The organism is Streptomyces sp. NRRL S-87, assembly GCF_000719335.1.
In the GTDB taxonomy this organism is placed as follows: domain Bacteria; phylum Actinomycetota; class Actinomycetes; order Streptomycetales; family Streptomycetaceae; genus Streptomyces.
This window is the reverse complement of record NZ_JOGB01000014.1, coordinates 19,177-42,155: the sequence shown is the minus strand read 5'-3', so window position 1 is coordinate 42,155 and position 22,979 is coordinate 19,177. Positions and strand designations below refer to the sequence as shown.

The following is a 22,979-nucleotide window of genomic DNA, read 5'->3' as shown; positions in this document are numbered from 1 at the left end:
GTCATGACCTTCGACCGGGGGCGGGCGGAAGGTGGGGGCGACCGTCACGTCCCAGGGGAGGGCAAGGATGCCGTCGTACCTGTCACCAGGCGTCTACGTCGAAGAGGTCGAGGCCGGCTCGCGCCCGATCGAGGGCGTCGGCACCGCCGTCGCCGCCTTCGTCGGGCTCGCGGCCGCGGGCCCGTACGACACGCCCACCCTGGTGACGAACTGGAGCCAGTTCACCGCCGCCTTCGGCGACTTCATCGAGGGCTCCTACCTCGCCCACGCCGTGTACGGCTACTTCCTCAACGGCGGCGGCACGGCCTACGTCGTCCGCATCGGCGGCCCGGACGGGACCGGCGCGGAACCGGCCGCCGTCCCGGCGCCCGCAGCCGCCCCCGGCACCCCGGGCCCCGCCGGCGCCGGCAAGCGCGGCAAGGCCACCCTCCCCGCCGGCACCCGCGTCCCCCTCGGCGGCTTCCAGGTCGCCGCCCTCGAGGGCACCGGCGAGGGCCTGTCCGTCGAGGTCGCCGACGCCGCCGGCGAGGCCCCGGCCGAGGACGCGTTCACCCTCCACGTCAAACGCGGCGACCGCACCGAGGAGACCTGGGAGGTCTCCGCCAAGCGCAGCCAGCGCAACTACGTCGCCACCGTCGTCCGGGAACGCTCCCGCCTCGTCCTCGTCGAGGACGCAGGCCCCGCCCAGGCGCTGACCCGCCCGGACAACCAGAGCGTTGCCCTCCCCGCCGCCCCCGCGCCCGCCGCACCGGCGCCGGCGACCCCCACCGGGCTCGCCCCCGCCGACTACGTCGGCAGCGCCGACGACCGGACGGGCTTCGGCGGCCTGGAGGCCATCGACGAGATCACCATGCTCGCCGTCCCCGACCTGATGAGCGCCTACCAGCAGGGCGCCCTCGACGCCGACGGCGTCAAGGCCGTACAGCTCGCGATGATCGCCCACTGCGAACTGATGGGGAACCGCGTCGCGATCATCGACCCGCTGCCCGACCTCACCCCGCAGCGCGTCAAGGAGTGGCGCATGACGGGCGCGGGCTACGACTCCAAGTACGCGGCCCTGTACTACCCCTGGATCAAGGTGGCCGACCCGGCCGTGCCGAACCAGATGAAGTACGTGCCGCCCAGCGGTGCCATGGCCGGCATCTGGGCGCGCAACGACGAGAGCCGCGGGGTGCACAAGGCCCCCGCCAACGAGGTGGTGCGCGGCGCCGTCGACCTCGCCGTCCACCTGACCAAGAACGAGCAGGACCTCCTCAACCCCATCGGCGTGAACTGCCTCCGCTCCTTCCCGGGCCGCGGCATCCGCGTGTGGGGCGCGCGCACCCTGTCCTCCGACCCGGCGTGGCGGTACCTGAACGTGCGGCGCCTGTTCAACTACATCGAGGACTCGATCCTGATCGGCACCCAGTGGGTCGTCTTCGAGCCGAACGACGACGCGCTGTGGGCCCGGATCCGGCGCACGATCTCGGCGTTCCTGGTCAACGAGTGGCGGCGCGGCGCGCTGTTCGGGCTGACGCCGGACGAGGCCTTCTACGTGAAGTGCGACCGCGAGACCAACCCGGCCGAGGGCATCGACGCGGGGCAGGTGGTCTGCGAGATCGGCATCGCGCCCGTGAAACCGGCCGAGTTCGTGATCTTCAGGCTGTCGCAGTTCTCGGGCGGCACCAGCCTCGTCAACGAATGACCGGAACCCGTACGTCCCGTACGCGCGCGTGAGGAGCGGTTGCTGTGGCACTTCCCGATATGGACACCTCCGTCGGCCACTCCTTCGGGCTGGAGGTCGACGGGGTCGTCATCAAACAGATCAACGAGGTGACGGGCCTGAAGATGGAGCAGGACGTCATCGAGCTCAAGCAGAACACCGCGGACGGCAAGTACGTCATCAAGAAGCTGCCGGGCCGGCCGAAGGCGGGCGAGGTGACGCTCACCCGCGGCCTGACCGCCGACCAGAGCTTCGAGAAATGGATCAAGGACGCCCGCTTCGGGAAGATGAGCACGGCCCGCAAGGGCGGCGCGATCATCGTCTTCGACTACGAGGGCAACGCCATCAAGCGGTACACGCTGGTCAACGCCTGGCCCAAGAGCCTGGAGATCAGCTCGCTGAAGGCCGGTGACACGAGCGTGCTGACGGAGAAGCTCGTCATCACGTACGAGCAGATGGATGTGGCGTGAGGCCCTGATGCGTCGTCGGATCGTGCCGGAGCCCGGGCAGACCCTCCCCGGGCAGCCCGGCGTGCAGCCCGCGCCCGGGGGCCCGGGTGCGGAGACCGGGCCGGGAGCGGGAGCGGGGCCGGGGCAGGGCGCTTGGGCGGGGTCGGTGCCAGGGGCGGGGTCGGTGCCAGGGGCGGACGCGGAACGCGCCGCGTACGGGACGGCCGGGGCAGGGGCAGGGGCCGGGACGGGCGTACCCGGGAGCGGTGGGCGGGAGACCATGCGGACCGAGTTCACCTTCGAGCTGCCGCGCGGGTACGTGGACGAGTCCGGCCACGTGCACCGTACGGGCGTCATGCGCCTGGCCACCGCCCGCGACGAACTCGTACCGCTGCGGGACGACCGGGTCCGGGAGAACCCCGCGTACCTGTCGGTGGTGCTGCTGGGGCGGGTGGTGGAACGGATCGGCACGGTGACCGACATCCACGCGGGCGTCATCGAGGACCTGTTCGCCTCCGACCTGGCCTTCCTGCAGGACTTCTACCGCCGCATCAACGCCGAGGGGCACACCCGCGCCCAGGTCACCTGCCCCTCCTGCGCGACCGGCTTCGCGGTCGACCTGGCGGGTGGGCGCCTGGGGGAATCGTGACGTACGCGACGGACGACCTGTACGACGAAGTCGCGTACGTCGCCTACCACTTCCACTGGGACATGGACACGATCCTGGACCTCGAGCACCCCGACCGCCGCCGGTACGTCACGCAGATCGCCCGCCTCAACCGGCTGGCCACCTCAGGGGGGCGCTGACCGGTGGGGGTGTGGGGGTGGCTGCGGGGAGACGGCTCGTCCGGAGGTAGAGCAGGAGCAGGAGCAGGAGCAGGAGCAGGAGCGGGAGCAGGACCAGGAGCAGGAGCGGGCGCGGGCGCGCGTGCGGGTGCGAGTGCGGAGGCAGGTGCGGGTGCGGACCCGGGGTTCGCCTCGGGGTCCCGTGACGACGCCGCCCCCACCGCCCCAGCCGCTCCGGCGTGGCTCCAACTCCCGCTTCAGCGGACGACGTTCGACGCCCCCGCCCTCATCACCGCCCCCGAGTCCTTCGCCGCCGGACTGGCCAGTTGGCAGAGCCCGGTGCTGTCGAGTCCCCTGGGGCACGCCGTCACCCCCGATGCGCCCTCGGGGTTGGTGCACGGGGTCGTCGAGCCGGCCGTGCCGATGACGTCGCTCCATGACGGCGCGGGTGCACCGGCCGGCGGCCCGGCCACGGCCGCGCTGCCCGTGGTGCGGCTGGAGATGCCCGCGCGCCCGTCGATGTCGGCGTCGTCGTCGGTGTCGGTGTCGGCGTCGTCGGTGTCGGGTGAGCTGTCGGCCGACTCGGCCTCTCGCGCCGCAGGAGCGTCGGGGACGGGTTCCGGCGCGGGCGGCGGGGTCGGGGGCGGATCCGACGGTTCGGCGGGGTCCGTGGTCGTACGACCGGAGCCGCCTGCGTCCGTCCTTACGGTGTCCCGCGCCGTGGACCTGCCGCGCCGACCGCTGCCGGCGTTCCCGCTGCCGGCGGCGGAGCTGGCGGGTACGGGTCCGGAGGCGGCGCGACGTACCCCGGACACCGTCGCGGTGGAGGACCCGCGGGCGCTGGTGGGCGACCGGCCCGCGGCGGCGGTCCCGCCCGAGACAGGGGGCCTGTACGGCGCCGCGGGAACGGGCGGCGTCGCCGGCCTGCCGGTGCAACGGGCCCACGCCCCGGACGCGGGGCCCGCGGACGCGGCCGCCCGGTCGGGGCCGGTGTCCGGCGCCCTCCCGGTACGCGACCCCGGCGAGCCGGACGCGGTGGGCCCGGCCGCCGCCTCTTCGGCCGCGTCGGCCTCGTCGGCCGCGTCGGCGGTGACCGACGCGCCGGCCCAGGACGGGCCGGCCGGGGAGGTGCGTCCGCTGGTCGGCGAACGGCCCGGACTCGTCGCGCAGCCGGACGACGCCGTCTCCTCGTCGCAGCCGGCCGGGGCGGATCCGACCGGGGTGAACCCGGTCGGGGCGGACCCGGCCACGGCCGACCCGGTCGGGGCGGTGGTGCAGCGGTCCGTGGTGGCCGGGGGTGGGGTGGAGGTGGCCCCCACTCCTGAGCGTGCCCGGGTGGAGGGGGTGGGTGCGGTTGCGGGGCCCGGAGAGGGGTCGGGGCCGGACCCGGGGAGATCCCTGAGAGAGGGACAGGACTTCGGTGTGCAGCGGACTCCGGAGGGTGGGGCGGTGCCGGACGGCCATGAGCCGGTGGCGGTGCGACCGCTCGTGGGAGGGCAGGTGCCGGAGGAGGCATCGCCGCTCGGTGGGGAACAGGCGTCGTCGGCCGGGGCCCCGCTGCTCGCCGGGGACCAGGCGCCCACAGGGGTCTCGCCGCCGGCCGGGGACCGGTCGGCCGGGGAGGCACGGCTGCCCGCAGTGGAGCAGCCGACCGGCGAGCTGCGGCCGCTGGTGGGGGAGTGGTCGGAGCCGGGGGGACCGGGGCCGACCTCGCTCGGCAGCCTCGGGACGGCCCCCCCGCCGCCGGTGCAGCGGTCGGTCGAGCAGCGCGGGGGCGGGACCCCGCCGGTGCGGGCCGCCGCCGACCGGGCAGGTGGCGCGGCCGACGACGGGGCGTACGCACCCCCGGGCGGGCCCGGTGTGGTGCAGCGCGAGGTCGGGTACGGCAGCGGGACTCCCAGCGGGAGCGGAGCCGGGAACGGCGGAGTCGGTGTCGGGGGTGCGTCCGGTCCGGGCCCCGGGTCGGGGGCTGACGCGGCGGCGGTCGGTGGGAGCCTCGGGGAGGGGACGCCGGGTGACGGGGCGGCCGGGTCCAGGGGCTCGGACGCGGTTCCCGTAGGTGTGGACGCGGGTACGGACGGCGGTGCGTTCGAGGGCGGCGAAGTGCGGCCCCTCGTCGGGGAGCGGCCGCTCTCGGAGACCTCGGCGGGGTCGGGTGCGGAGGGGCTGCCGGGGGTGGGGGCGGGGGCGCCGGTCACCGGGGTCCAGCGCCTCGGCGAGGGGTCGGTACGGCCCGGGTCCGGGCAGCGGGGGCCAAGGGACGCGCGGGGCGACGCAGGGCCCGTGCAGCCGGTGCAGCGGACGCGGCGGCTGGGACTGGGCGCCCCGATTCCGGCCGTTCCGGCGTCGGTCCAGCGGAGTGCGGCGGGTCCGCCGGCCGTGGCGGCTGCCGGGGCTCCGACGTCTGTGCCGTCGGCTCCGGCTCCGGCTCCGACGTCTGTGCCGTCGGCTCCGGCTCCGGCATCGGGTTCGGGTTTCGACTCGGGTGGGGGTCCGGCTCCGGTCGGCCCGGCGGGTGCCGCTGGCGGTGGGGGCGCCGGTGCCGTGCAGCGGGAGGCGCGGGCCGGCGGCGCGGGAGGCGGGTCGGGGACGGCCGGGCTGCCCGTGGTGGCGGCCGTACCGCTGCAGCGGGCCCTCCCCCTCGTGCCCGAGGCCGGTGACGTGCCCGTGGCGTCGTTGGTCGGCGAGCGGCCGTTGGAGCTCTGGTCCGCCCCCGCCCCGGCCGGTGACGGGATGGCCGGGGCGGGGGCGGTGGACCCCGAGCCGGTCGTCGTGCCGGTGACGTGGGGCGACGGCCGGTCCGCTGCCGCGACCGGTGCGCAGGCCGGCCCGTCCGGTGGCGGGGCGGGTGGTGCGCTGTTCGGAGGGTCGGGCGGGATCGGCGGGTCGGGGGCCGCGTCCGGACCCGGATCCGGCCTGCCGTCGGGGCCCGGCTTCCCGTCCGGACCCGGCTTGCCGTCCGGGACGGCGGCTTACCCGGTGGGAGCTGGTGGAGGTCTCCCGGTGGGGGCCGGTCCGGTCGTGCAGCGCGCGCGGGAGGCCGACTCCCCGGCCGGTGAGGGCGGAGGGCCCGGCGATGGGGGTGTGGTCGGCTCCGCCGTTCCCGCCGTGTGGACCCCGCCCGCCGTCCAGCGGGAGCCGGAGCCGGGCGGGTCGCCGCCCGAGCCGGCCGGCGCCGCGCCCGCCGCCGCGCCCGCCGGCGGGCCCGGACCCGCGGCCTCCGGTGCGGCGGCCGCCGGCCCACCGCCCAAGGAGTCCACCGACGAGCTCGTACGCCGCCTCATCGGCCCGCTCAGCCGCCTGCTACGGGCCGAGCTCCGTCTCGACCGCGAGCGCGCGGGAGTCCGTATCGACCCCCGCCACTGACCCGAAGCCGACCCCCACCCACCCCAGCCCACCCCACCCCACGCGAAAGGCACCCCGTGGCCAAGGACACCGACCCCGCCGTGAGCGTCTGCTTCATGGTCGAGATCGACAACATCAACCTCGGTGCGTTCAACAGCTGCGAGGGTCTCGGCTGCGAGGTCGTGATGGAGCAGCGCGAGGAGGGCGGCAACAACGGCTACGTCTGGCAGCTCCCGACCCGCATCAAGTACTCCAACATCAAGCTCACCCGCCCCGTGACCCAGGACACCGAGAAGGTCACCGCCTGGCTCTCCGGGATGGTCAACGGCGTCGCCCGGAAGACCGCCCACATCAGTGCCATGACGGTGGAGGGCACCGTGGTGGCCCGGTGGAGCCTCATGGACGTCGTGCCGGTGCGGTGGACCGGGCCCCAGCTCAACCCCGAGACCCCCAAGGTCGCCACCGAGACCCTGGAGATCGCGCACCACGGCTTCCTCAAGTAGCCCCCGTCCGCCCCCGTCAGGAGACCCAGGAGCCATGCCGCCGACCCAGCCCGTAGCGTTCATCGCCTCCGGTGCGCCCGCCGCCCCGCCGTCCAAGGACCCGAACGGCAACGGTGCCGGCGGATCGCGCCCCAAGCTGGAGCGGGCGTACCTGGAGCTGCGCCAGCCCCCCGCCGACGGGGGGACGACGACCCCCGGGCCGCGCATGGGCCGGATCGACTTCCAGTTCAACCCCAAGGAGCTGACCCTCGCCAAGTCGGCCAAGTGGGAGCGCAAGACGGCCAAGGGGGCGAAGAAGGCGGGGCCGGCGGAGTTCAAGGGCGCGGGGCCGGCGAAGCTGACGTTGGAGATGTTCTTCGACGCGACCGGTACGCAGGACGACCGCGTGGTGAAGTCCGTCGAGGAGCTGCTGTCCTGCTGCGTGCCGACCGAGCAGACGCACCAGAAGCAGCAGGGCGTGCCCCCGTGGGTGATCTTCCACTGGGGCGGTCTGACGGGGTTCGTGGGGTACGTGAGCCAGGTGCAGGTCAAGTACAGCCTGTTCACGCCCGGTGGCATGCCGATCCGGGCCACCTGCCAGGTCACCCTGGAGGAGATCGCGGGCCCGATGCCGGGCCAGAACCCGACCTCCGGCGCCCTGGCCGCCCGCCGCGTGCACCGCGTGGTCACCGGGGACACGCTGGCGCTGCTGGCCTGGAACGAGTACGGGGACCCGGCCGCGTGGCGGGACATCGCCGAGGCGAACGGCATCGACGACCCGATGCGCCTGGCCCCGGGGCGGGAGCTGCTGCTGCCCGCGGCCGAGGAGCTGGCGGACCTCCGCGAGGCGCGGCGGCAGGGGCAGGGCCGGGGACAAGCCATAGCCCAAGCCCAAGGCCAAGCCCGAGCCCAAGGACCGGGGCCAGGACCCGGGCCAGGACCAGGACCGGGACTGATCCCGGACCAGGGACGGGGCCGCCAGCCGTGGGGAGGGCCCGCCGATGGCCGGTGAGAGCTTCGCGAACACCCTGGCCGTGGAGGTGAACGGGCAGCCGCTGCCCGCCCCGCTGGCCGAGCTGGTCGTGTCCGCGTACGTGGACGACAGCACCCAGCTGCCGGACCTGTTCGTGGTCCGCTTCCGCGATCCGCACCACCAGGTGCTGGAGAAGGCCGGCATCACCGTCGGCACGCCGATGAAGCTGTACGCGCGCGCGGGCGACGATCCGCAGCGGCTGCTGCTGGTCTCCGGCGAGGTGACCGCGGTCGAGATCGACCTCGACGCCACCGGCACCTTCACGGTGGTCCGCGGCCTGGACCACGCGCACCGCTTCTTCCGCGGCCGGCGGGTCGCCGGGTACCGGCAGATGACGGCCTCCGACATCGCCGTGCAGGTGGCGCGGCGGGCGGGGCTGCCCGTCGGGCGGGTGGACGCGACGACGACCGTGTACGAGCACCTGGCCCAGCCGGGGGTGACGGACTGGGAGTTCCTGCACCGGCTGGCCGATCTCGCGGGTGCCGAGGTCTCCGTGTCGGACGGGAAGTTCCACTTCCGGGACCCGGCGAAGGCGGAGCGGGCACCGGCCACGTCGACGCGGCCGCAGGCCAGCCCCTACGTGCTGGAGTTCGGCCGGAACCTGCTGCGCTGCCAGGCGTCGGTGACCGCCGCCGACCAGGTGCAGCAGGTCGAGGTGCGGGGCTGGGACGTGCAGGCCAAGGCGGCGGTGGTCGGGCGGGCGCCGGCCGGGACGAGCGACCGGCTGGAGCTGGGCATGACGCCGGGGCAGGCGGCGCAGCCGTTCGGGCAGGCGGTGTTCCTGGCGACGGACACCCCGTACGGCACCCAGGCCGAGGCCGACCAGGCGGCGAAGGCGCTGGCGGCGGACCTGGCGGCGAGCTTCGCGGAGCTGGACGCGGTGGCCATGGGCATCCCGCAGCTGCGGGCTGGCGTGGCGGTGACCCTCGCCAACGTCGGCAGGCCCTTCGAGGGCAAGTACACGGTCTCCGCGAGCCGGCACGTCTTCGACCCCGACACCGGCTACCAGACGTGGCTGACGGTCGGCGGCCGCTCCAACCGCTCGCTGTACGGGCTGGCGTCGGGCGCCTCCGGCGGTCCGGCGCAGCAGGACCGGGTCGGCGGGCTGGTCAACGCCACCGTCACCGACACCCGTGACCCGGAGGGGCGGGGCCGGGTGAAGCTCGCGTTCCCCTGGCTGTCGGGGGAGTACGTGAGCGACTGGGCCCGTACCGCGGACGCCGGCGGCAAGGGCGGCGGCGGGGTGTTCGGGCCCGAGGTGGGCGACGAGGTGCTGGTCGGGTTCGAGCAGGGCCGCGTGGACCACCCGTACGTCATCGGCGGCCTCTACAACGGCCAGGACAAGCCCTCCGCGCACGAGGGGCCGCTGGTCGACTCCACCAGCGGGCGGACCAACCGCCGTTCGCTGGTGTCCCGTACGGGGAACCGGCTGGAGCTGCTGGACGCCGCGAACGGGCCCAAGGGCGTACGGCTGGCCAGCGGTGACGGCACGTTGACGCTGCACCTGGACCAGAAGGCGACGAGCGTCACCGTGCACAGCGACGGCACGGTGGAGATCACCGCCAAGGAGAAGGTCACCGTGAAGGCCGAGTCGGGCATCAGCGTGGACGCCGGCACCGGGAAGCTCGAACTCACCGGCCAGTCCGTGTCCGTGACCGCGAAGACCGGGGTGGAGGTGGACGGCGGCAGCGGCGCGCTGAACCTCAAGACCAGCGGCCAGGTCGACGTCAAGGGCGCCACGGTCGGTGTCAACGGCCAGGCGAGCACCGAGATCAAGGGCGGGGCCAGCTGCTCGATCAGCGCGGCCCTCGTACGCATCAACTGACCCACCCGACCCGCAGACCGGCCCGACCCCGCAGACCCCCGACCGCAGACATGCACGACCGGCAGACATGCACGACCCGCAGACACGCACGATCCGCATCGCACAGAGGAGTGGTACGAGATGCCGCCTGCCGCACGCGTCGGCGACCCCACCGGGCACCCGGGGGTGATCGGACCGCCCGGCGTCCCCACGGTCCTCATCTGCGGCATGCCCGCGGCCGTCGTGTCGACCCCGCACGTCTGCTCCTTCCCGCCCCCGGCGGTGCACCCGCCCTCGGTGATCGCCCCGCCCGGCTGCCCGACGGTCCTGATCGGCGGCATGCCGGCGGCCCGCATGGGTGACCTGGCGGCCTGCGGCGCGCCGATCGTGACGGGCGCGCCGACCGTACTGATCGGTGGGTGAGGGGCGGTGGCCGAGCAGTTCATCGGCTCCGGCTGGGCCTTCCCTGTCCGTACGGACGCCACGGGGGCGGTCGCGCTGGTGGGCGGGGACGTGGAGATCGAGGAGAGCATGCGGCTGATCCTCGGTACGGCGCCCGGGGAGCGGCCGATGCGCCCGCAGTTCGGGTGCGCGATCCACGACTTCGTCTTCGCCCCGGCGGACGCGGCGACCGCCGCGCAGATCGCGTACGAGGTGCGGCTGTCGCTGGAGCGGTGGGAGCCGCGGATCGACCTGGTGGACGTGACGGTGACGTTCGACGCGGGTGACGAGGGCACCCTGTACATCGACATCCGGTACGCGCCGCGGGGCAGCAACGACCCGCGGAACCTGGTGTTCCCCTTCTATGTGATCCCCGGTCACGACGCACCCGACGACGGCGGGGAGCGGGCCGGCGGGGCGCAGGGCGGGGGCGCGGGATGAGCCTGCCGCGGCCCAACCTGGACGACCGCCGCTTCCAGGACCTCGTGGACGAGGCCAAGCGGATGGTGCAGCAGCGCTGCCCCGAGTGGAGCGACCACAACGTGTCCGATCCCGGGGTCACGCTCATCGAGGCGTTCGCGCACATGACGGACCAGCTGATCTACCGGCTCAACCGGGTGCCGGACAAGAACCACCTGGCCTTCCTCGACCTGATCGGCCTCCAGCTGCACCCGCCGGCGGCGGCCCGTACGGACGTCACGTTCTGGCTGTCGGCGCCGCAGGCGGACGCGGTGCGCGTGCGGGAGGGGACGGAGGTGGCCACCCGCCGTACCGAGACCGACGAGGCGGTGGTGTTCTCGACGGTCCGCGAACTGGACATCGTGCCGGTGGAGCTGGCCGTGGTGGCGACGCGCGCCGCCGATCCGCCGGGGGCGGGCGCCCGGCTCCCGGCGGGCGGGGGCGCACCAAGCCCGGCAGGCGCACCGGGCGCGGCAGGCGCACAGGGCGCGTCGCACGGTGCCCTGCCGGCGCCCGCCGCCCCCGCGCGTCCCGCGACCGACCGGCGTGCGGAGCTGGCGGACGGGCGTGGGGTGCCGTGCTTCCAGCCCGTGCCCCGCCCGGGGGACGCGCTGCTGTTCGGCCTGTCGCGGCCCGCGCCGTCCTGCGTGGTGGCGCTGCGGTTGGACTTCCCCGTCGCCGGTCACGGCATCGACCCCGAGCACCCGCCGCTGGCCTGGGAGGCGTGGACGGGCGAGGAGTGGACGCGGTGCGAGGTGGACCGCGACGGCACCGGCGGCTTCAACCGGCCGGGCGACGTGCTGGTGCAGCTCCCGCCCGCGCACACGGCCTCCGCGGAGGCCCGTACGCGGGGCGGCTGGCTGCGCTGCGTCGTCCAGGACACGGCGGCGGGGCAGCGGGCGTACTCGGCGACCCCCGAGCTGCTGGCGGCCGAGGCGTTCACCATCGGCGGCACGGCTCCCGCCGTGCACGCCGAACGGCTCGGCGAGGAGCTGCTGGGCGTCTCCGAGGGGGTGCCCGGGCAGGAGTTCGTGCTCGACCGGGCGCCGGTGGCGGCCGGCGGGCCGCCGTTCGTGGTCGAGACGGCCGGTCCGGGCGGCGACTGGGAGGCGTGGAGCGAGGTCGGGCACTTCGCCGAGTCCGGCCCGCAGGACCGCCACGTCCGCCTCGACCGGGCCACCGGGGAGGTCGCGTTCGGGCCGGCCGTACGGGAGCCCGACGGGCGGCTGCGCCAGTACGGGGCCGTGCCGCCGAAGGGGGTGCCGGTACGGGTCCGCTCGTACCTCGCGGGCGGCGGGCGGCGCGGCAACGTGGCCCGCCGGGCGCTGTGCGTGCTGCGCAGCTCCATCCCGTACATCGCCCGGGTGGAGAACCGGCGGCCGGCGGGCGGCGGTGTGGACGGCGAGGACGTCGCGGACGCCCGGCTGCGGGGGGCGCTCGCGCTGCGCACCCGCGAGCGGGCGGTGACGGCCGAGGACTACGAGTACCTGACCCGGCAGGCGGCGCCGGAGGTGGCGCGGGTGCGGTGCGTGGACGCGGGCGGCGGCGGGGTGCGGGTGCTGCTGGTGCCGGCGGCCGAGGACGACGCCGGCGGCGAGGGGCGGCTGGAGTTCCACCGGCTGGCCTGCCCCGAGGAGCTGCTGGCCCGGGTCGGCGGGCACCTGGACGCCCGGCGGATGCTGGGGACGCGGCTGGTGGTGGAGCCCCCGTACTACCAGGGGGTGACGGTGGTGGCCGATCTGGTGGCGGTGCCCGGGGTGACCCAGGCCGGGCTGCAGCGGGACGCGCTCGGCGCGCTGTACGGGTACCTGCACCCGCTGACGGGCGGGCCGGACGGGCGGGGCTGGCCGTTCGGGCGGGCCGTGCACGGCGGGGAGGTGTTCGCACTGCTCCAGCGGGTGCCGGGGGTGGAGGCGGTGGAACGGGTGCGGCTGTTCCCGGCGGACCTGGAGACGCACCAGCGGCAGGCGATGGCTGAGCGGATCGTGCTGGACGCGGGCTCGCTGGTGTTCTCGTACGACCACCAGGTCCGTGTCAGCGGCGGCCGCATCGGAGGCTCCCGGTGAGCCGGCGGCTGGTCCCCGGGCTGCCCTCGCGCTACCCGCTGGGCCCGCAACTGCCCGCCGTGTACGCGGAGGACGACAACGCCCAGCGCATCACCGAGGGCCTCGACGAGGTGCTCGCCCCGATCCTGACGGTCCTCGACAACCTCGCCGCCTACTTCGACCCGCGGTTGGCCCCGGCCGACTTCGCGGCCCTGCTCGGCGCCTGGGTGGGTGCCGAGGGGACGGCCGCGCCCGGCACGGTGCTGGCGCACGCCCGGCGCGGGACGGCGGCGGGCCTGGCGGAGGGGGTACGGGCGGCCTTCGGAGCGCTCCCGGAGATCGAGGAGAGCGGGGCCACGACCTGGTCGGCCACCGCCCGCACGCCGCTGCCGGGCGCGGCGGCGCCGGGCGTCACGGTGCGGCTGCGGGTGCCCGACCCGGACGCCGTGGACGCGGCGGCCGTGGCGGCGTACGTGGCGGGCGCCCGCCCGGTCCACCTGCCCTTCCGCGTCGAGGTCGTCCGCACCGACCCGCCGCCTCTCGCGCTCCCCTCCCAGCCGGGCCCGCCGTCCCCCGCGCCCCCGTCCGAGCCGGGCCCGCCGGACTCCTCGCTCCCGTCCGAGCCGGGACCGCCGGACTCCGCGCCCCCGTCCCGGCCGGGCCCGCCGGACTCCTCGCGGCCCGTCGACCCGCGTGCCTCCGAAGGCCCTCCCGACCCCCGCGGCCGGTAGCACGAATCCCCCCTCCCGCTCCCGCGAGACCCGCAGGGAGGAACGCGGCCCGCACCAGGGCACCCTCCCCGTCACCGGGCCCGGGTCCACGCCGGTTCCACCGACGCGCAGCCCGCGCCCGCCCACGCGAAAAAAACGGGGCCCGCTCGTACAACCGTGCGGGGCTCCGGCGTGTCTCCTTTGCGAAACCGATCGAATCCAGTCACGGGGAGACCATGCGCCGCTCCTTCACCGTCCGTTCCCGGCGTTCGCTGGCCACGCTGGTGGCCCTGGCCGCCGTCGCCGGTGCCGCGCCCGTCCTCGCGGGGCAGCCGGCCGCCGCGGCGGGCCTGGGGCCCTGGGTGGACACCAAGACGCTCGCCTCGGCCCTGACCCACCCGCAGGACCTGGTCATCACCGGCAACGGCACGACGGTCGCCCTCTGGAACCAGAGGGCCTCGGTCAACGACCCCGAGCGCAAGCTCTTCGCCGAGGCGATGCCCGCCGGCCAGGGCTACTACACGGGACCGGCGAAGCTGCTCGCCACCACCCCCACCGAGGTCGGCGACGCCTCCCTCGCGGTCGCGGGCGACGACAAGGTCGTCGCGACCTGGACGGAGTTCCCGGAGAACACCGACCCGGGCGAGGACGGCAAGACCGCCGGCCGCATCATGAGCGCCACCCTCACCGGCTCCTACACCTGGTCGGCGCCCCAGCCCGTGCTCGGCGCGGACCGGAACCGGTACGTGCTCGACCTGGACACCGCGGCCGCCGCCGACGGCCGGGTCCTGGCCGTCTGGGCGGACCGGGCCGTCGACTCGTCGCAGTGGGAGGTGTGGTCCGCGCTGCGCGGCACCGACGGCACCTGGTCCGAGCCGGTCCAGGTCAGCGCGGCGGAGGCGGACGGCCAGCGGGCCACCGCGCCCGAGGCCGCCTTCGACGCCAAGGGCACCGCGGTGATCGCCTACCGCCAGGAGGGTTCCGGGGGCGCGGACCCCAGCATCCGTACGGTGACCCGCACCGCCGGCGCCACCGCGTGGTCCGCGCCGAAGCCGGTCGTGGCCGCCGCCACGGTGAGCGGCCCGCCGCGGCTGGCCGCGGGCACCGACGGGTCCGTCGGGCTGACCTGGACGGAGCGGGCCGAGGAGGGCGCCGCCCCCGTGGTGCACACGGCCACCACGCCCGACGCGTCGGCCGCCGGCTGGAGCACGGGCAAGCCCCTCCCGGTGGGCGACAGCCTCACCGAGACCCCGGAGCCGCTGATCGAGCCCGACGGCGACCTGACGCTGGTGTGGGTCGACGCCGCGGGCGGCTTCGGCACCCGTACGGCCACTCGCGCCAAGGCCACCGGCGCCTGGACGGCCGTGAAGACCCTCTCCACCCAGTACGTGCCCGAGCAGTTCGACGCCGCCATCGGCAAGGACGGCAGCATCCGGGTGCTCTGGACCCAGGACAACGCCGCCGGAACCAGCCGCTACGTGTGGTCGGCCGGCCGCAGCGACGACACCTGGACCACGTCCGCCGTCATCCAGAACTCTGGCACGCAGTACGCCGTTCCGCAGGTCGCGGTGGGTGCCGGGGGCCGGGGCAGCGCGGTGTGGGCCGGCGCCCGCAGCGACTCCGACCCGCGCCTCTTCCACTCGTTCACCACCGCCTACGTGCCGCCGCTGGCCGTGGCGTCCGCGACCGTCCCCGCGACGATCGCGCTGGCCGGCACCACCAGCACCAGCAAGGCCTGGACGCCGGTGTGGCAGCTCAACCGCCCGGTGTCCTCCTGGACGCTGACCGTCACCGGCACGGACGGCAAGGTGCTGCGCACCCTGACCAGTGCGCGGGGCGCCGCGGCCTCGCAGACCGTCGCGCCGGCCTGGACCGGCCGCACCACCGACGGCGCCGTCACCCCCAACGGCCCGGTGAAGTGGGCCCTCACGGGCGTCGCCGCGGGCGAGACCGCCACCGTGAACCTGGCCTCGGGCTCCGCCACCGTCACCGGCGGCGGCGCCCTCTTCCGCGACTACGGCAGCGCCACCGGCTCCCCCGACGGCACCGGTGACGCGCTCGTCCTGACCACCAACGGCGGACTGCGCTCCATCTACGGCGACCGCGCCACGGGTGCCTTCAAGGGCACGGCCACCGGCTACGGCTGGCCCGCCGGCACCCTGCCCGTGCCCATGAAGGACATGAACGGCGACCGCTGCAACGACCTCGTCGTGCGCAACAAGGCAGGCGAGCTGCGCCGTTACACCCCGGCCTGCGGCAAGACGGCCACGCCGGGCACCACGAACAAGCTCATCGGCGGGGGCTGGAACGTCTACGACGTCCTGACCTCGCCCGGTGACGTCACCGGCGACGGCCGGGCCGACCTGATCGCCCGCAACCCCGCCAACGGCTACCTGTACGTGTACGCCCGCACCAGCACCGGTGTGTTCGCCCCGCGCGTGCAGATCCCCGGCGTGTACAAGCACTACAAGCGGATGGTCGGCGCGGGCGACCTCAACGGCGACGGCAACGGCGACCTGTTCGTGCAGGACACGTACAACAACGCGTGGATCATGTTCGGGACCGGCGGCGGCAGGTTCGGCACCCCGGACTACGTCGGCGCGAAGTGGGGCGCGACGTACAACGCCGTGGTCGCGGCCGGTGACATGAACGGCGACAACAAGGGCGACCTCCTCGCCCGTGACACCTCCGGCGCCATCTGGCGCATCCCCGGCACCCTGACCGGCGTCGGCTTCAAGCTCGGCGCACCCGTGAAGATCGCCACGGGCTGGCAGATCTACGCCGGCCTGTACTAGCCGGACCCTGGCGTCGAAGCAGAACCGGTCGTCCGGTGCCGCCCCGCTCGCGGGGCCGGCGCCGGGCGAGGCGGCCGGCGCCGGGGCGGGCGGCCCGCCCCGGCGGTCGCCCGCCCCTCAGAGGAACTCGGCCAGCCCGTCCAGGGCGCGCAGCACCTCCGGCTCGTCCGCCGACGGCAGCTGCGCCACCACCTCCTCGATGCCCAGCTCCGCGTAGTGGTCGAGCTTCCCGCGCGAGGGGTGGATGGCGTACGGGACCACCTGGAGGGTCTTCGGGTCCCGGCCGGCCTCCTCCCACGCCCCGCGCAGCACCGGCAGGCTCTCGGTCAGGCCCCGCCCGCCGATCGGCATCCAGCCGTCGGTGAACTCCGCGATGTGCGCGAACAGCTTCGGCCCGGCCGACCCGCCCAGCAGCGTGCGCGGCCCGTGCAGCGCCCGGCCGCCGCCCAGGTCGCGCGGCGCCTGGGCCGGCTTGGGGTGCGCCGAGCTGGCCCGTACCGACCCGAACTCGCCGTCGTACGGCATCGGTTCAGGGGCCCACAGGGCCCGCATCAGCGCCATCCGGTCGCGCACGAGCCCGCGCCGGGTCGACCACTCCACCCCGTGGTCGGCGGCCTCCTCGCGGTTCCAGCCGTATCCGATGCCGAGCGTGAAGCGGCCGCCCGAGAGGTGGTCCAGCGTCGCGACGCCCTTGGCCAGGTCGATCGGGTCGTGCTGCGCGACCAGCGTGATGCCCGTACCGAGGGCGAGGCGCTCGGTGACCGCGGCGGCCTGGCCGAGCGCGACGAGCGGGTCGAGGGTGCGCCCGTACTGCTCGGGCAGGTCCCCGCCCATCGGCGCGGGCGTGTCGCGGCTGACGGGGATGTGGGTGTGCTCCGGGAGATACAGGCCGTGGAACCCGCGCCGTTCCAGCTCGCGCGCGAGCCGTACGGGAGAAGGGGTCCGGTCCGTCAGGAAGATCGTCACGGCGATCCGCATGTGCTGACACCTCCGTCGAACGTCGTCGAACGTCATCAAACGCCACCGGCTTTCACCCGGCCACGTCCTACCGGGTCCGACCGCTCCGGACGGTCGGAAACGGACGCACTTCGAACCGTCTCCGGTCGGTCACCGGTCCGTCCCGGTCGGCCTGCGCCGAACATCGTCGAGTGCGGCACTCAACCTAAGGCCCCCGCGGTCAAATGCCGAGGGGGGCACGGATGTTGCCAGCCAGGCCGCGATTCGGTAAGCAGTAACTCGTTCATTGCGGAGAGTGAGCACCGATCCTTGTCCTGCTCGGGTGCAGGGGGGAGCATTTCATGACCGTGCGGGACCGAATCGTGCCCGGACTGATCGGCGGGCCCGGACCGCTGGCACTTCTGGTGGCGCCGGCGGGCTACGGGAAGACCACCGTCCTCACCCAGGCCGCGGCCGCCTTCGAGGGCAAGGTGCTGCACTGGCACCCCAGCCGCGACACGCGTGGTGCCCCCGTCCTGCTCGGCCGCCTCGGCCGGCGGCTGCACATCCCCCCGGCGGCCGGCCCGGCCGAACAGGACGGCGGGGTGACGGTGGAGGCCGTGCTGCTCGCCGTCGAACGCCACGCCGACCCGGTCCTCCTCCTCGTCGACGACGTGCACCTGGTCCACGGCAGCCCCGCCGAGCAGGTGCTGGAGGAGCTGGCCCTGCTCGCCCCCGCCAACCTGAGGCTGGTCCTGGCCGGCCGGCGGATGCCCGCCCTCAACCTCGCGCGCGCCGAACTGGCCGACACCTGCGTCCTCACCGCCCGCGAACTGCGCCTCGGCGAGGCCGAGATCGCCCGCGCCTTCCCCGACGCCGGCCCCGACCTCGCGGAGCTGACCGGGGGCTGGCCGGCCGTGCTGAGACTGAGCGCCCCGCTGGTGCTGGCGGGGCGGGACCCGCTGGACTCGGGGGCCCTGCGGACGTACCTGGACCGCGAGGTGCTCGGCGCGCTGCCGCCCGGCTGCGCGCCCACCGGGCCGGAGGCCGCCGAGGAGTACGGGATGGTGGACGTCCCGCTGCTGCGCGCCCACACCGCCCGCCGCCGGAACCCGGCCGCCCACCGCGCCCCCGCCCCGGCCGCCGACGGGCCCGACGGGGCGGGACGCGGCGCGGCAGACGGGCCCGCGGGCGGGTACGGGCCGGGCGGCGGACGTCGGCCGGAAGGTGAGCACGGGGCCGGGGCGGGGGTCAGGGCCGGGGCCGGATTCGGGTTCGGGGCCGGGGTCGAGGTCGGATCCGGAGGCGGGTCCCCCGCCGGTGGTGGTGCTGGTGCAGGTGTGGTGCCCGCCTGGGGGCCGTTGTCCGTGCGCTGCTTCCGGCGCTACGAGGCCACGGTGGGCGGACAGGCCCTGGACTGGTCCGCGACCCGGCCCCGGGTCCGGACGCTGGCCCGACTGCTGTCGGTGCACGCCGGACGCCCCGTGCACCGCGAGGAGCTCATGGCCGCCCTGTGGCCCGAGAGCCCGGCCCGCACCGCAGGGCGCGGTCTGCAGGTCGCCGTGTCGGCGCTGCGGACCTTCCTGGAACCGGGCACGGACCGCGGGCGGGCGCAGGTGCTGGTGCGCCAGGGCGAGGCGTACATGCTGGTGCTGGCCCCGGACGGCAGCAGCGACGTGCAGCGCTTCGAGGCCGCCCTCGCGGAGGGGCTGCGGGCGGCCGCGTGCTCCGACGCGGACCGGGCCGGCACCGCCCTCCAGCAGGCCCTGGCCGTCTACACGGGCGAGCTCCTCCCGGAGGACGGGCCCGCGGAATGGGTGGTGCCGATCCGCGAGCGGTACCGCGCCCAGGCGGTGCGGGCCGCGCACGTACTGGCCGAGGTGGAGCTCGGCCGGGACCGCGCCGCGGCGGCGGTGACGGCGGCCTCGTACGCGCTGTCGGTCGACCCGTTCCAGGACGCGGTCTGGCGGCTGCTCATCGCCGCCCACCTGCGGGCCGGTGACCCCGTCGCGGCCCGGCACGCCGAGCGGCGGCACGCCCGTATCCTCGCCACCCTCTCGGCCCCGGACCCGGCCTGAATTCCAGCCCCGAATTCCGGCGTGCGGGGGTGGGCGGGGGAGTGTCCGGCGCGTACGGAAAAGGCGCTTAACACACCTTGATTTCCGGCGACTTCCCGTCCGGGCGCCCGGCGTGTGGCGTCCGGCGTCCGGTGTGCCACTGGATACGCTCACCGCGTCGTACACGCCCGCTCACGAATTCGAGGCACGTATGAGTATGACCAGCGGGAAGGATTCCGGCGGACGGCGCGGGGCCCGGACGGCGGCCTTCGTGGTCGCGGGGGCCGCCACCTGCGCCGCCCTCGCCTGGACGGCGGTCGCTCTGACGGACAGCACCGCAACCGATGCCAAATCCGCCCCCACCTGCACCTACACGCCGACCGGCAGTGCCACCAAGTCCGTGGGCGTGCCCACCTTCGACACCGTCACCGCCCGCCGGCCCGTCATGTACAGCCTGGTCACCAGCGCGGGGACCATCACGATCCAGGCGCTGACCACGCAGGCGCCGTGCACCACCAATTCGTTCTCCTTCCTCGCCGGAAAGAAGTACTTCGACGGCAGTAAATGCCACCGCCTCACCACCCAGGGGATCTTCGTACTGGAATGCGGCGACCCGGCCGGCGAAGGCACCTCCGACCCCGGTTATTCGTATCCGGACGAGAATCTGTCCGGGGCCGCCTATCCGACCGGCACCGTGGCCGTCTCCAAGGCCCAGCCGGGGCGCAACGGCGGCCAGTTCTTCCTCACCTACGGCGATCCCACGCTGCGGATGCCGCCCCAGTGGACCCCGTTCGGGAACGTCATCGACGGGCTGGACGTGCTGCGGAAGATCGCGGAGAAGGGCACGGCGAACGGATCGACCGACGGCAGGCCCAAGGAGCCGGTCGTCATCAAGTCGTTCACGGTGCAGGTCCTGCCCGCCTGACCCCGTCCCCCGGTCCTGGCCCTGGCCCGGCCCTGCCCCGGCCCGCGGCCCCGGCCCTGCCCCGGCCCGCCCCCGCCCCCTGCACGGAACACGGGTGCCACGTCGCCGCTCGCGGCGCGTGGCACCCGTGTTCGTGTGTCCGGTACCGGCGGGAGCCCCCGCCGGTACCGGCGGAAGGGTCAGCCGGTACGGGCGGCCGTACGGCTCAGCAGGACGAAGCCGTCGCGTTCCACCACGGTGCGGTAGCCGTGGGCGCGGGCGTCCTCGAGGGCGTACGACTCCTGCACCACCGACATCGGCCACCGCCACTGCGGCGCCACCTCGGTGTCCACCATGATCCATTCCGGGTTGGGGCGGCTGTCCCCCCAGCCGTAGAGGCTGACGCTCGTCCGGTCGGCGAGGTGGGGCACCAGGTAGTGCGACGCCTGGACGGTGGCGTCGTCCGGGATCTCGGCCATCACCTGGTGGGCCACCGCGGTGCGCGGGTGGTTGCGCCACGTGTCCGCCTTGACCAGCTGCCAGAAGGGGAAGTGCGGCAGCAGCAGGAGGGTGACCCCCGCGCAGCCCGCCAGGTACCGGTACAGGCTGCGGCCGCTGGTGCCACGCCGGTGCAGGGCGTCGACGAAGGCCACGAAGACGATCGGCATCACCAGCAGGGAGTAGTGGTAGCCGGTGCCCCAGTGCGGCGGGTAGTTGGAGGCCAGGCGCCACAGCACGGACGGCACCAGGACCAGGGCCAGCGGCGAGCGCAGGGCCAGGAAGAGCGTGGGCGCGAAGATCAGGATGAGGGTGGTGACCTTCTCGCGGGGCTCGACGAGGCCGATCGTCACCCGCTCCAGCAGGGCCGGCAGGCCGCCGCCGGCCGCGTCCTGCGGCCCGGCCGGGGCGCCGCTGCCCGGGTTGTGGGATCCGAAGTAGCCCTCGAAGCCGCCCGGATGGAAGGAGCTGAGCACCAGCAGCGAGAGGGCCACGGCGAGCACCCCGGCCGCCGCGGTGAGCAGTCCGGTCCGGCGGTTGCCGCGGCCGCCCTGCCAGGCGATGACCACGCCGATGGCGGCCACGGTCAGGCCCATGTCCTCCTTCACCAGCACCAGGGGAAGGGCCCAGGCCGCGGCGGCCCGCAGTCGGCCGGCGCTCAGTGCCGTGAGGGAGAGCGTGAGCAGCGGAAGGGCGAAGGCCCACTCGTGGAAGTCGGACTCGACGCCGCTCGCGAGCCCCCACGACAGGCCGTAGCAGATGCCGACGACCGCGGCGGCCGGGGCGCCCAGTGCGCGGCGCGCCCAGAACGCCAGGGGGACCATGCTCCCGGCGACCAGTGCGGCCTGCGCCACGAGCAGCATCTTGACCGAGGGCCACAGCCAGTACAGGGGCGCGAGCAGGGCCAGGACGGGGGAGAAGTGGTCGCCCAGGACGGGGAAGTCGGGGCCCTTGACCTCGGAGACGGGCAGGTGCCAGGCCGCGTACGAGCGCACGACCTGAACGAAGATCCCCAGGTCGAAGCTGCGGGAGAGCAGGCGTTCGTGGACGGAGAGGGAGAGGATCGAGTAGCCGAGGAACAGCGCCGCGGCCATGGCCCAGATCCACCACGTGGTCCCGGGACGGGCTCGCGCCGCGGGCTCCGGCGCGGGCTGTGCCGCGGTGCCGGTCTGCTGCGGGGGGAGCGTGGCGGGGGCGTCGCCGGTGGGTGCGTGCATGGCTCCCCAAGATGCCAGCAACCTTGCGGGACGCCGCCGGAGTTGGCCCCCGGCCGGGCAGATTCCGTCGAATGGCGCACGTCGGCGGGTGGCTGGGGGCGGGGGACCGGGCGGACCGCGCCGCTCGTGCCGGTCCGGCACGCCCCGGGCGCCCGGGGCGCGCAGGGGCCGCTCGCGCCGACCGCGGAATCCTAGGCCCGCTTGAAGAACTCCAGTTCCGCGACGGCCACATGGCGGCCCGGCGCGGCGCCCGCCGCGGACTCGATGGTGACCCGCACCCGCACGGCGTCGGACACCGGCACGCGGAAGCGGTGCGGACCGGGCTCGTCCGGCACCCGGACCGTCTTCCGCGTCACGCGCCCGTCCTCGGCGGTGACCGTCACCAGCAGCGCGGCCGGCCGGGCCTGGGTGAGGAACTTCTCCGCCACGGGTGAGATCCCCGGATGGACGACCACGTCGAGGAGCCGCACGGGTCCCGGGAACTCCACCTCCAGGAACTGCCCGTGCGCGTCCCCCGTCGCGGCCGGCGCCCAGTACTTGTCCGTGGTGCCGTCGACGGCCAGGGCGGCCGCGTGCCCGGCCCCGGAACTGGAGGCGGTCAGCCGTACCGCGTGTACCTGTTCGGCCTTGCCGATCCGGTCCCGTACGGACTCCACGGCCCCCGGGACCTGGCCGCGCAGGGCGTACCCGGCGCCGGCCAGGACGACGAGCAGGGCGAGTGGCAGCAGGCAGGAGGGGCGCCGCCACCGGCGCTGGCGCGGGCGTTCGCCGGCCACCGGCGCCGCCTTCGGGCGGCGGGTGAACAGCCGCTTCCACCAGGGCGGTCGGGGCGCGACGCGGGCGTCCTGCAGCGAGGAGCCGCAGCGGCGGCAGAAGCGGCGGGTGGGGACGTTGCCCGCCCCGCACTGGCCGCACACGAGGTCGCCCGCCTGGGGCGGCGGCTCGTCGGGCTCGTCCCGGACCCGGACGGCCGGGCCCCGGTGCGGTTCGGCGGTGGGCTGGACCGCCCGTACCGGGTCGCGCCCGGCGGGCGGGGCCGGTGACCGCGGTACGGGGCCCTGGCCGGCGGGCGGGGCGGTCTGGGCGGGCACGCCGGGCGGTACCGAGGGGGGTACGGACGGCGGCACCGAGGGTGGCGGAGGTGCCGGTACGGACGGGGGGATCGCGGGTGGGGGCGGGACCGGTACCGCGGGGGCGGGTCGCGCGGCGGAGGCGGGCTTCGGGGTGGGGGGTGGGGCTGAGGTGGTGGCTGGGGATGGGGATAGGGCTGTGGTGGGGGCCGGGGCGCTGTTGTCCGTACTGCTTCCCGTGCCCGT

Annotated in this window: 18 protein-coding genes and 1 pseudogene; 15 read left to right on the top strand and 4 right to left on the bottom strand. The window is 75.3% G+C overall.

Annotated features, from left to right (window positions below; translation table 11 throughout):
- Positions 1-67 precede the first annotated feature (67 nt).
- The 4 genes from IF43_RS0111075 (at position 68) to IF43_RS42095 (ending at position 2,958) form a co-directional block, all read left to right on the top strand.
- Positions 68-1,684, top strand: coding sequence for a phage tail sheath subtilisin-like domain-containing protein (locus IF43_RS0111075; RefSeq protein WP_030197597.1), 1,617 nt, complete (start codon positions 68-70; stop codon positions 1,682-1,684).
- 44 nt (positions 1,685-1,728) lie between these two features.
- Positions 1,729-2,172 (top strand): phage tail protein, encoded by a 444-nt coding sequence (locus IF43_RS0111070; RefSeq protein ID WP_030197595.1) that lies wholly within the window; start codon positions 1,729-1,731, stop codon positions 2,170-2,172.
- A 145-nt stretch (positions 2,173-2,317) separates the two neighbouring features.
- A complete protein-coding gene (locus IF43_RS0111065; RefSeq protein ID WP_234332099.1) occupies positions 2,318-2,800 on the top strand; it encodes a hypothetical protein in 483 nt (160 codons plus the stop codon).
- Complete coding sequence (locus IF43_RS42095) at positions 2,797-2,958, top strand: DUF6760 family protein (protein WP_199922713.1); 162 nt, start codon at positions 2,797-2,799, stop codon at positions 2,956-2,958. Before IF43_RS0111065 ends, IF43_RS42095 begins: the two co-directional genes overlap by 4 nt.
- Before the next feature lie 236 nt (positions 2,959-3,194).
- Here the strand turns inward: IF43_RS42095 and IF43_RS0111055 are convergent, their stop codons facing one another.
- Positions 3,195-4,256 carry a hypothetical protein gene (locus IF43_RS0111055; protein WP_030197591.1) on the bottom strand — a complete coding sequence of 354 codons (1,062 nt, stop codon included), beginning with the start codon at positions 4,254-4,256 and terminating at the stop codon, positions 3,195-3,197.
- Positions 4,257-5,481: 1,225 nt separating this feature from the next.
- Here IF43_RS0111055 and IF43_RS0111050 point away from each other — a divergent pair.
- The 9 genes and pseudogenes from IF43_RS0111050 to IF43_RS37945 all read left to right on the top strand — a co-directional run bounded on the left by IF43_RS0111050 (position 5,482) and on the right by IF43_RS37945 (position 16,051).
- On the top strand, positions 5,482-6,303 hold the full coding sequence (locus IF43_RS0111050) for a hypothetical protein (protein ID WP_030197590.1): 822 nt from the start codon (positions 5,482-5,484) through the stop codon (positions 6,301-6,303).
- 56 nt (positions 6,304-6,359) lie between these two features.
- Positions 6,360-6,785 carry a phage tail protein gene (locus IF43_RS0111045; RefSeq protein WP_030197589.1) on the top strand — a complete coding sequence of 142 codons (426 nt, stop codon included), beginning with the start codon at positions 6,360-6,362 and terminating at the stop codon, positions 6,783-6,785.
- A gap of 34 nt (positions 6,786-6,819) precedes the next feature.
- Positions 6,820-7,776, top strand: a complete 957-nt coding sequence (locus tag IF43_RS0111040; protein WP_078910071.1) for a LysM peptidoglycan-binding domain-containing protein — start codon at positions 6,820-6,822, stop codon at positions 7,774-7,776.
- Entirely contained in the window at positions 7,766-9,622 is a 1,857-nt protein-coding gene (locus IF43_RS0111035) for a VgrG-related protein (protein ID WP_030197585.1), read from the top strand. Before IF43_RS0111040 ends, IF43_RS0111035 begins: the two co-directional genes overlap by 11 nt.
- 120 nt (positions 9,623-9,742) lie before the next feature.
- A complete protein-coding gene (locus IF43_RS0111030; RefSeq protein WP_030197583.1) occupies positions 9,743-10,024 on the top strand; it encodes a PAAR domain-containing protein in 282 nt (93 codons plus the stop codon).
- 6 nt (positions 10,025-10,030) lie between these two features.
- Positions 10,031-10,483 (top strand): GPW/gp25 family protein, encoded by a 453-nt coding sequence (locus IF43_RS0111025; protein ID WP_030197579.1) that lies wholly within the window; start codon positions 10,031-10,033, stop codon positions 10,481-10,483.
- The gene (locus tag IF43_RS0111020; RefSeq protein WP_030197576.1) at positions 10,480-12,567 is read left to right on the top strand and encodes a putative baseplate assembly protein; all 2,088 of its coding nucleotides are present in this window, start codon (positions 10,480-10,482) and stop codon (positions 12,565-12,567) included. The genes IF43_RS0111025 and IF43_RS0111020 overlap by 4 nt, the downstream gene beginning before the upstream one ends.
- A pseudogene (locus IF43_RS0111015) lies at positions 12,564-13,064 on the top strand (phage tail protein); the annotation flags it as partial. The gene IF43_RS0111020 and the pseudogene IF43_RS0111015, both read left to right, overlap by 4 nt.
- Before the next feature lie 428 nt (positions 13,065-13,492).
- Positions 13,493-16,051 (top strand): FG-GAP-like repeat-containing protein, encoded by a 2,559-nt coding sequence (locus tag IF43_RS37945; protein ID WP_051795103.1) that lies wholly within the window; start codon positions 13,493-13,495, stop codon positions 16,049-16,051.
- A 117-nt stretch (positions 16,052-16,168) separates the two neighbouring features.
- Here the strand turns inward: IF43_RS37945 and IF43_RS0111005 are convergent, their stop codons facing one another.
- Positions 16,169-17,029: a TIGR03619 family F420-dependent LLM class oxidoreductase gene (locus IF43_RS0111005; protein WP_030197567.1), complete on the bottom strand. Its 861-nt coding sequence runs from the start codon at positions 17,027-17,029 to the stop codon at positions 16,169-16,171.
- A gap of 320 nt (positions 17,030-17,349) precedes the next feature.
- Between IF43_RS0111005 and IF43_RS0111000 the strand changes: the two genes are divergently transcribed.
- Together IF43_RS0111000 and IF43_RS0110995 are read left to right on the top strand one after the other, a co-directional pair.
- Complete coding sequence (locus IF43_RS0111000; RefSeq protein WP_030197565.1) at positions 17,350-19,065, top strand: BTAD domain-containing putative transcriptional regulator; 1,716 nt, start codon at positions 17,350-17,352, stop codon at positions 19,063-19,065.
- 196 nt (positions 19,066-19,261) lie between these two features.
- Positions 19,262-19,969: a peptidylprolyl isomerase gene (locus tag IF43_RS0110995; protein WP_051795099.1), complete on the top strand. Its 708-nt coding sequence runs from the start codon at positions 19,262-19,264 to the stop codon at positions 19,967-19,969.
- 179 nt (positions 19,970-20,148) lie between these two features.
- Here IF43_RS0110995 and IF43_RS0110990 read toward each other — a convergent pair whose 3' ends face one another.
- The gene (locus IF43_RS0110990; RefSeq protein ID WP_030197558.1) at positions 20,149-21,663 is read right to left on the bottom strand and encodes a DUF2079 domain-containing protein; all 1,515 of its coding nucleotides are present in this window, start codon (positions 21,661-21,663) and stop codon (positions 20,149-20,151) included.
- A 191-nt stretch (positions 21,664-21,854) separates the two neighbouring features.
- Positions 21,855-22,754, bottom strand: coding sequence for a discoidin domain-containing protein (locus tag IF43_RS0110985; protein ID WP_051795097.1), 900 nt, complete (start codon positions 22,752-22,754; stop codon positions 21,855-21,857).
- Between the last annotated feature and the right edge of the window lie 225 nt (positions 22,755-22,979).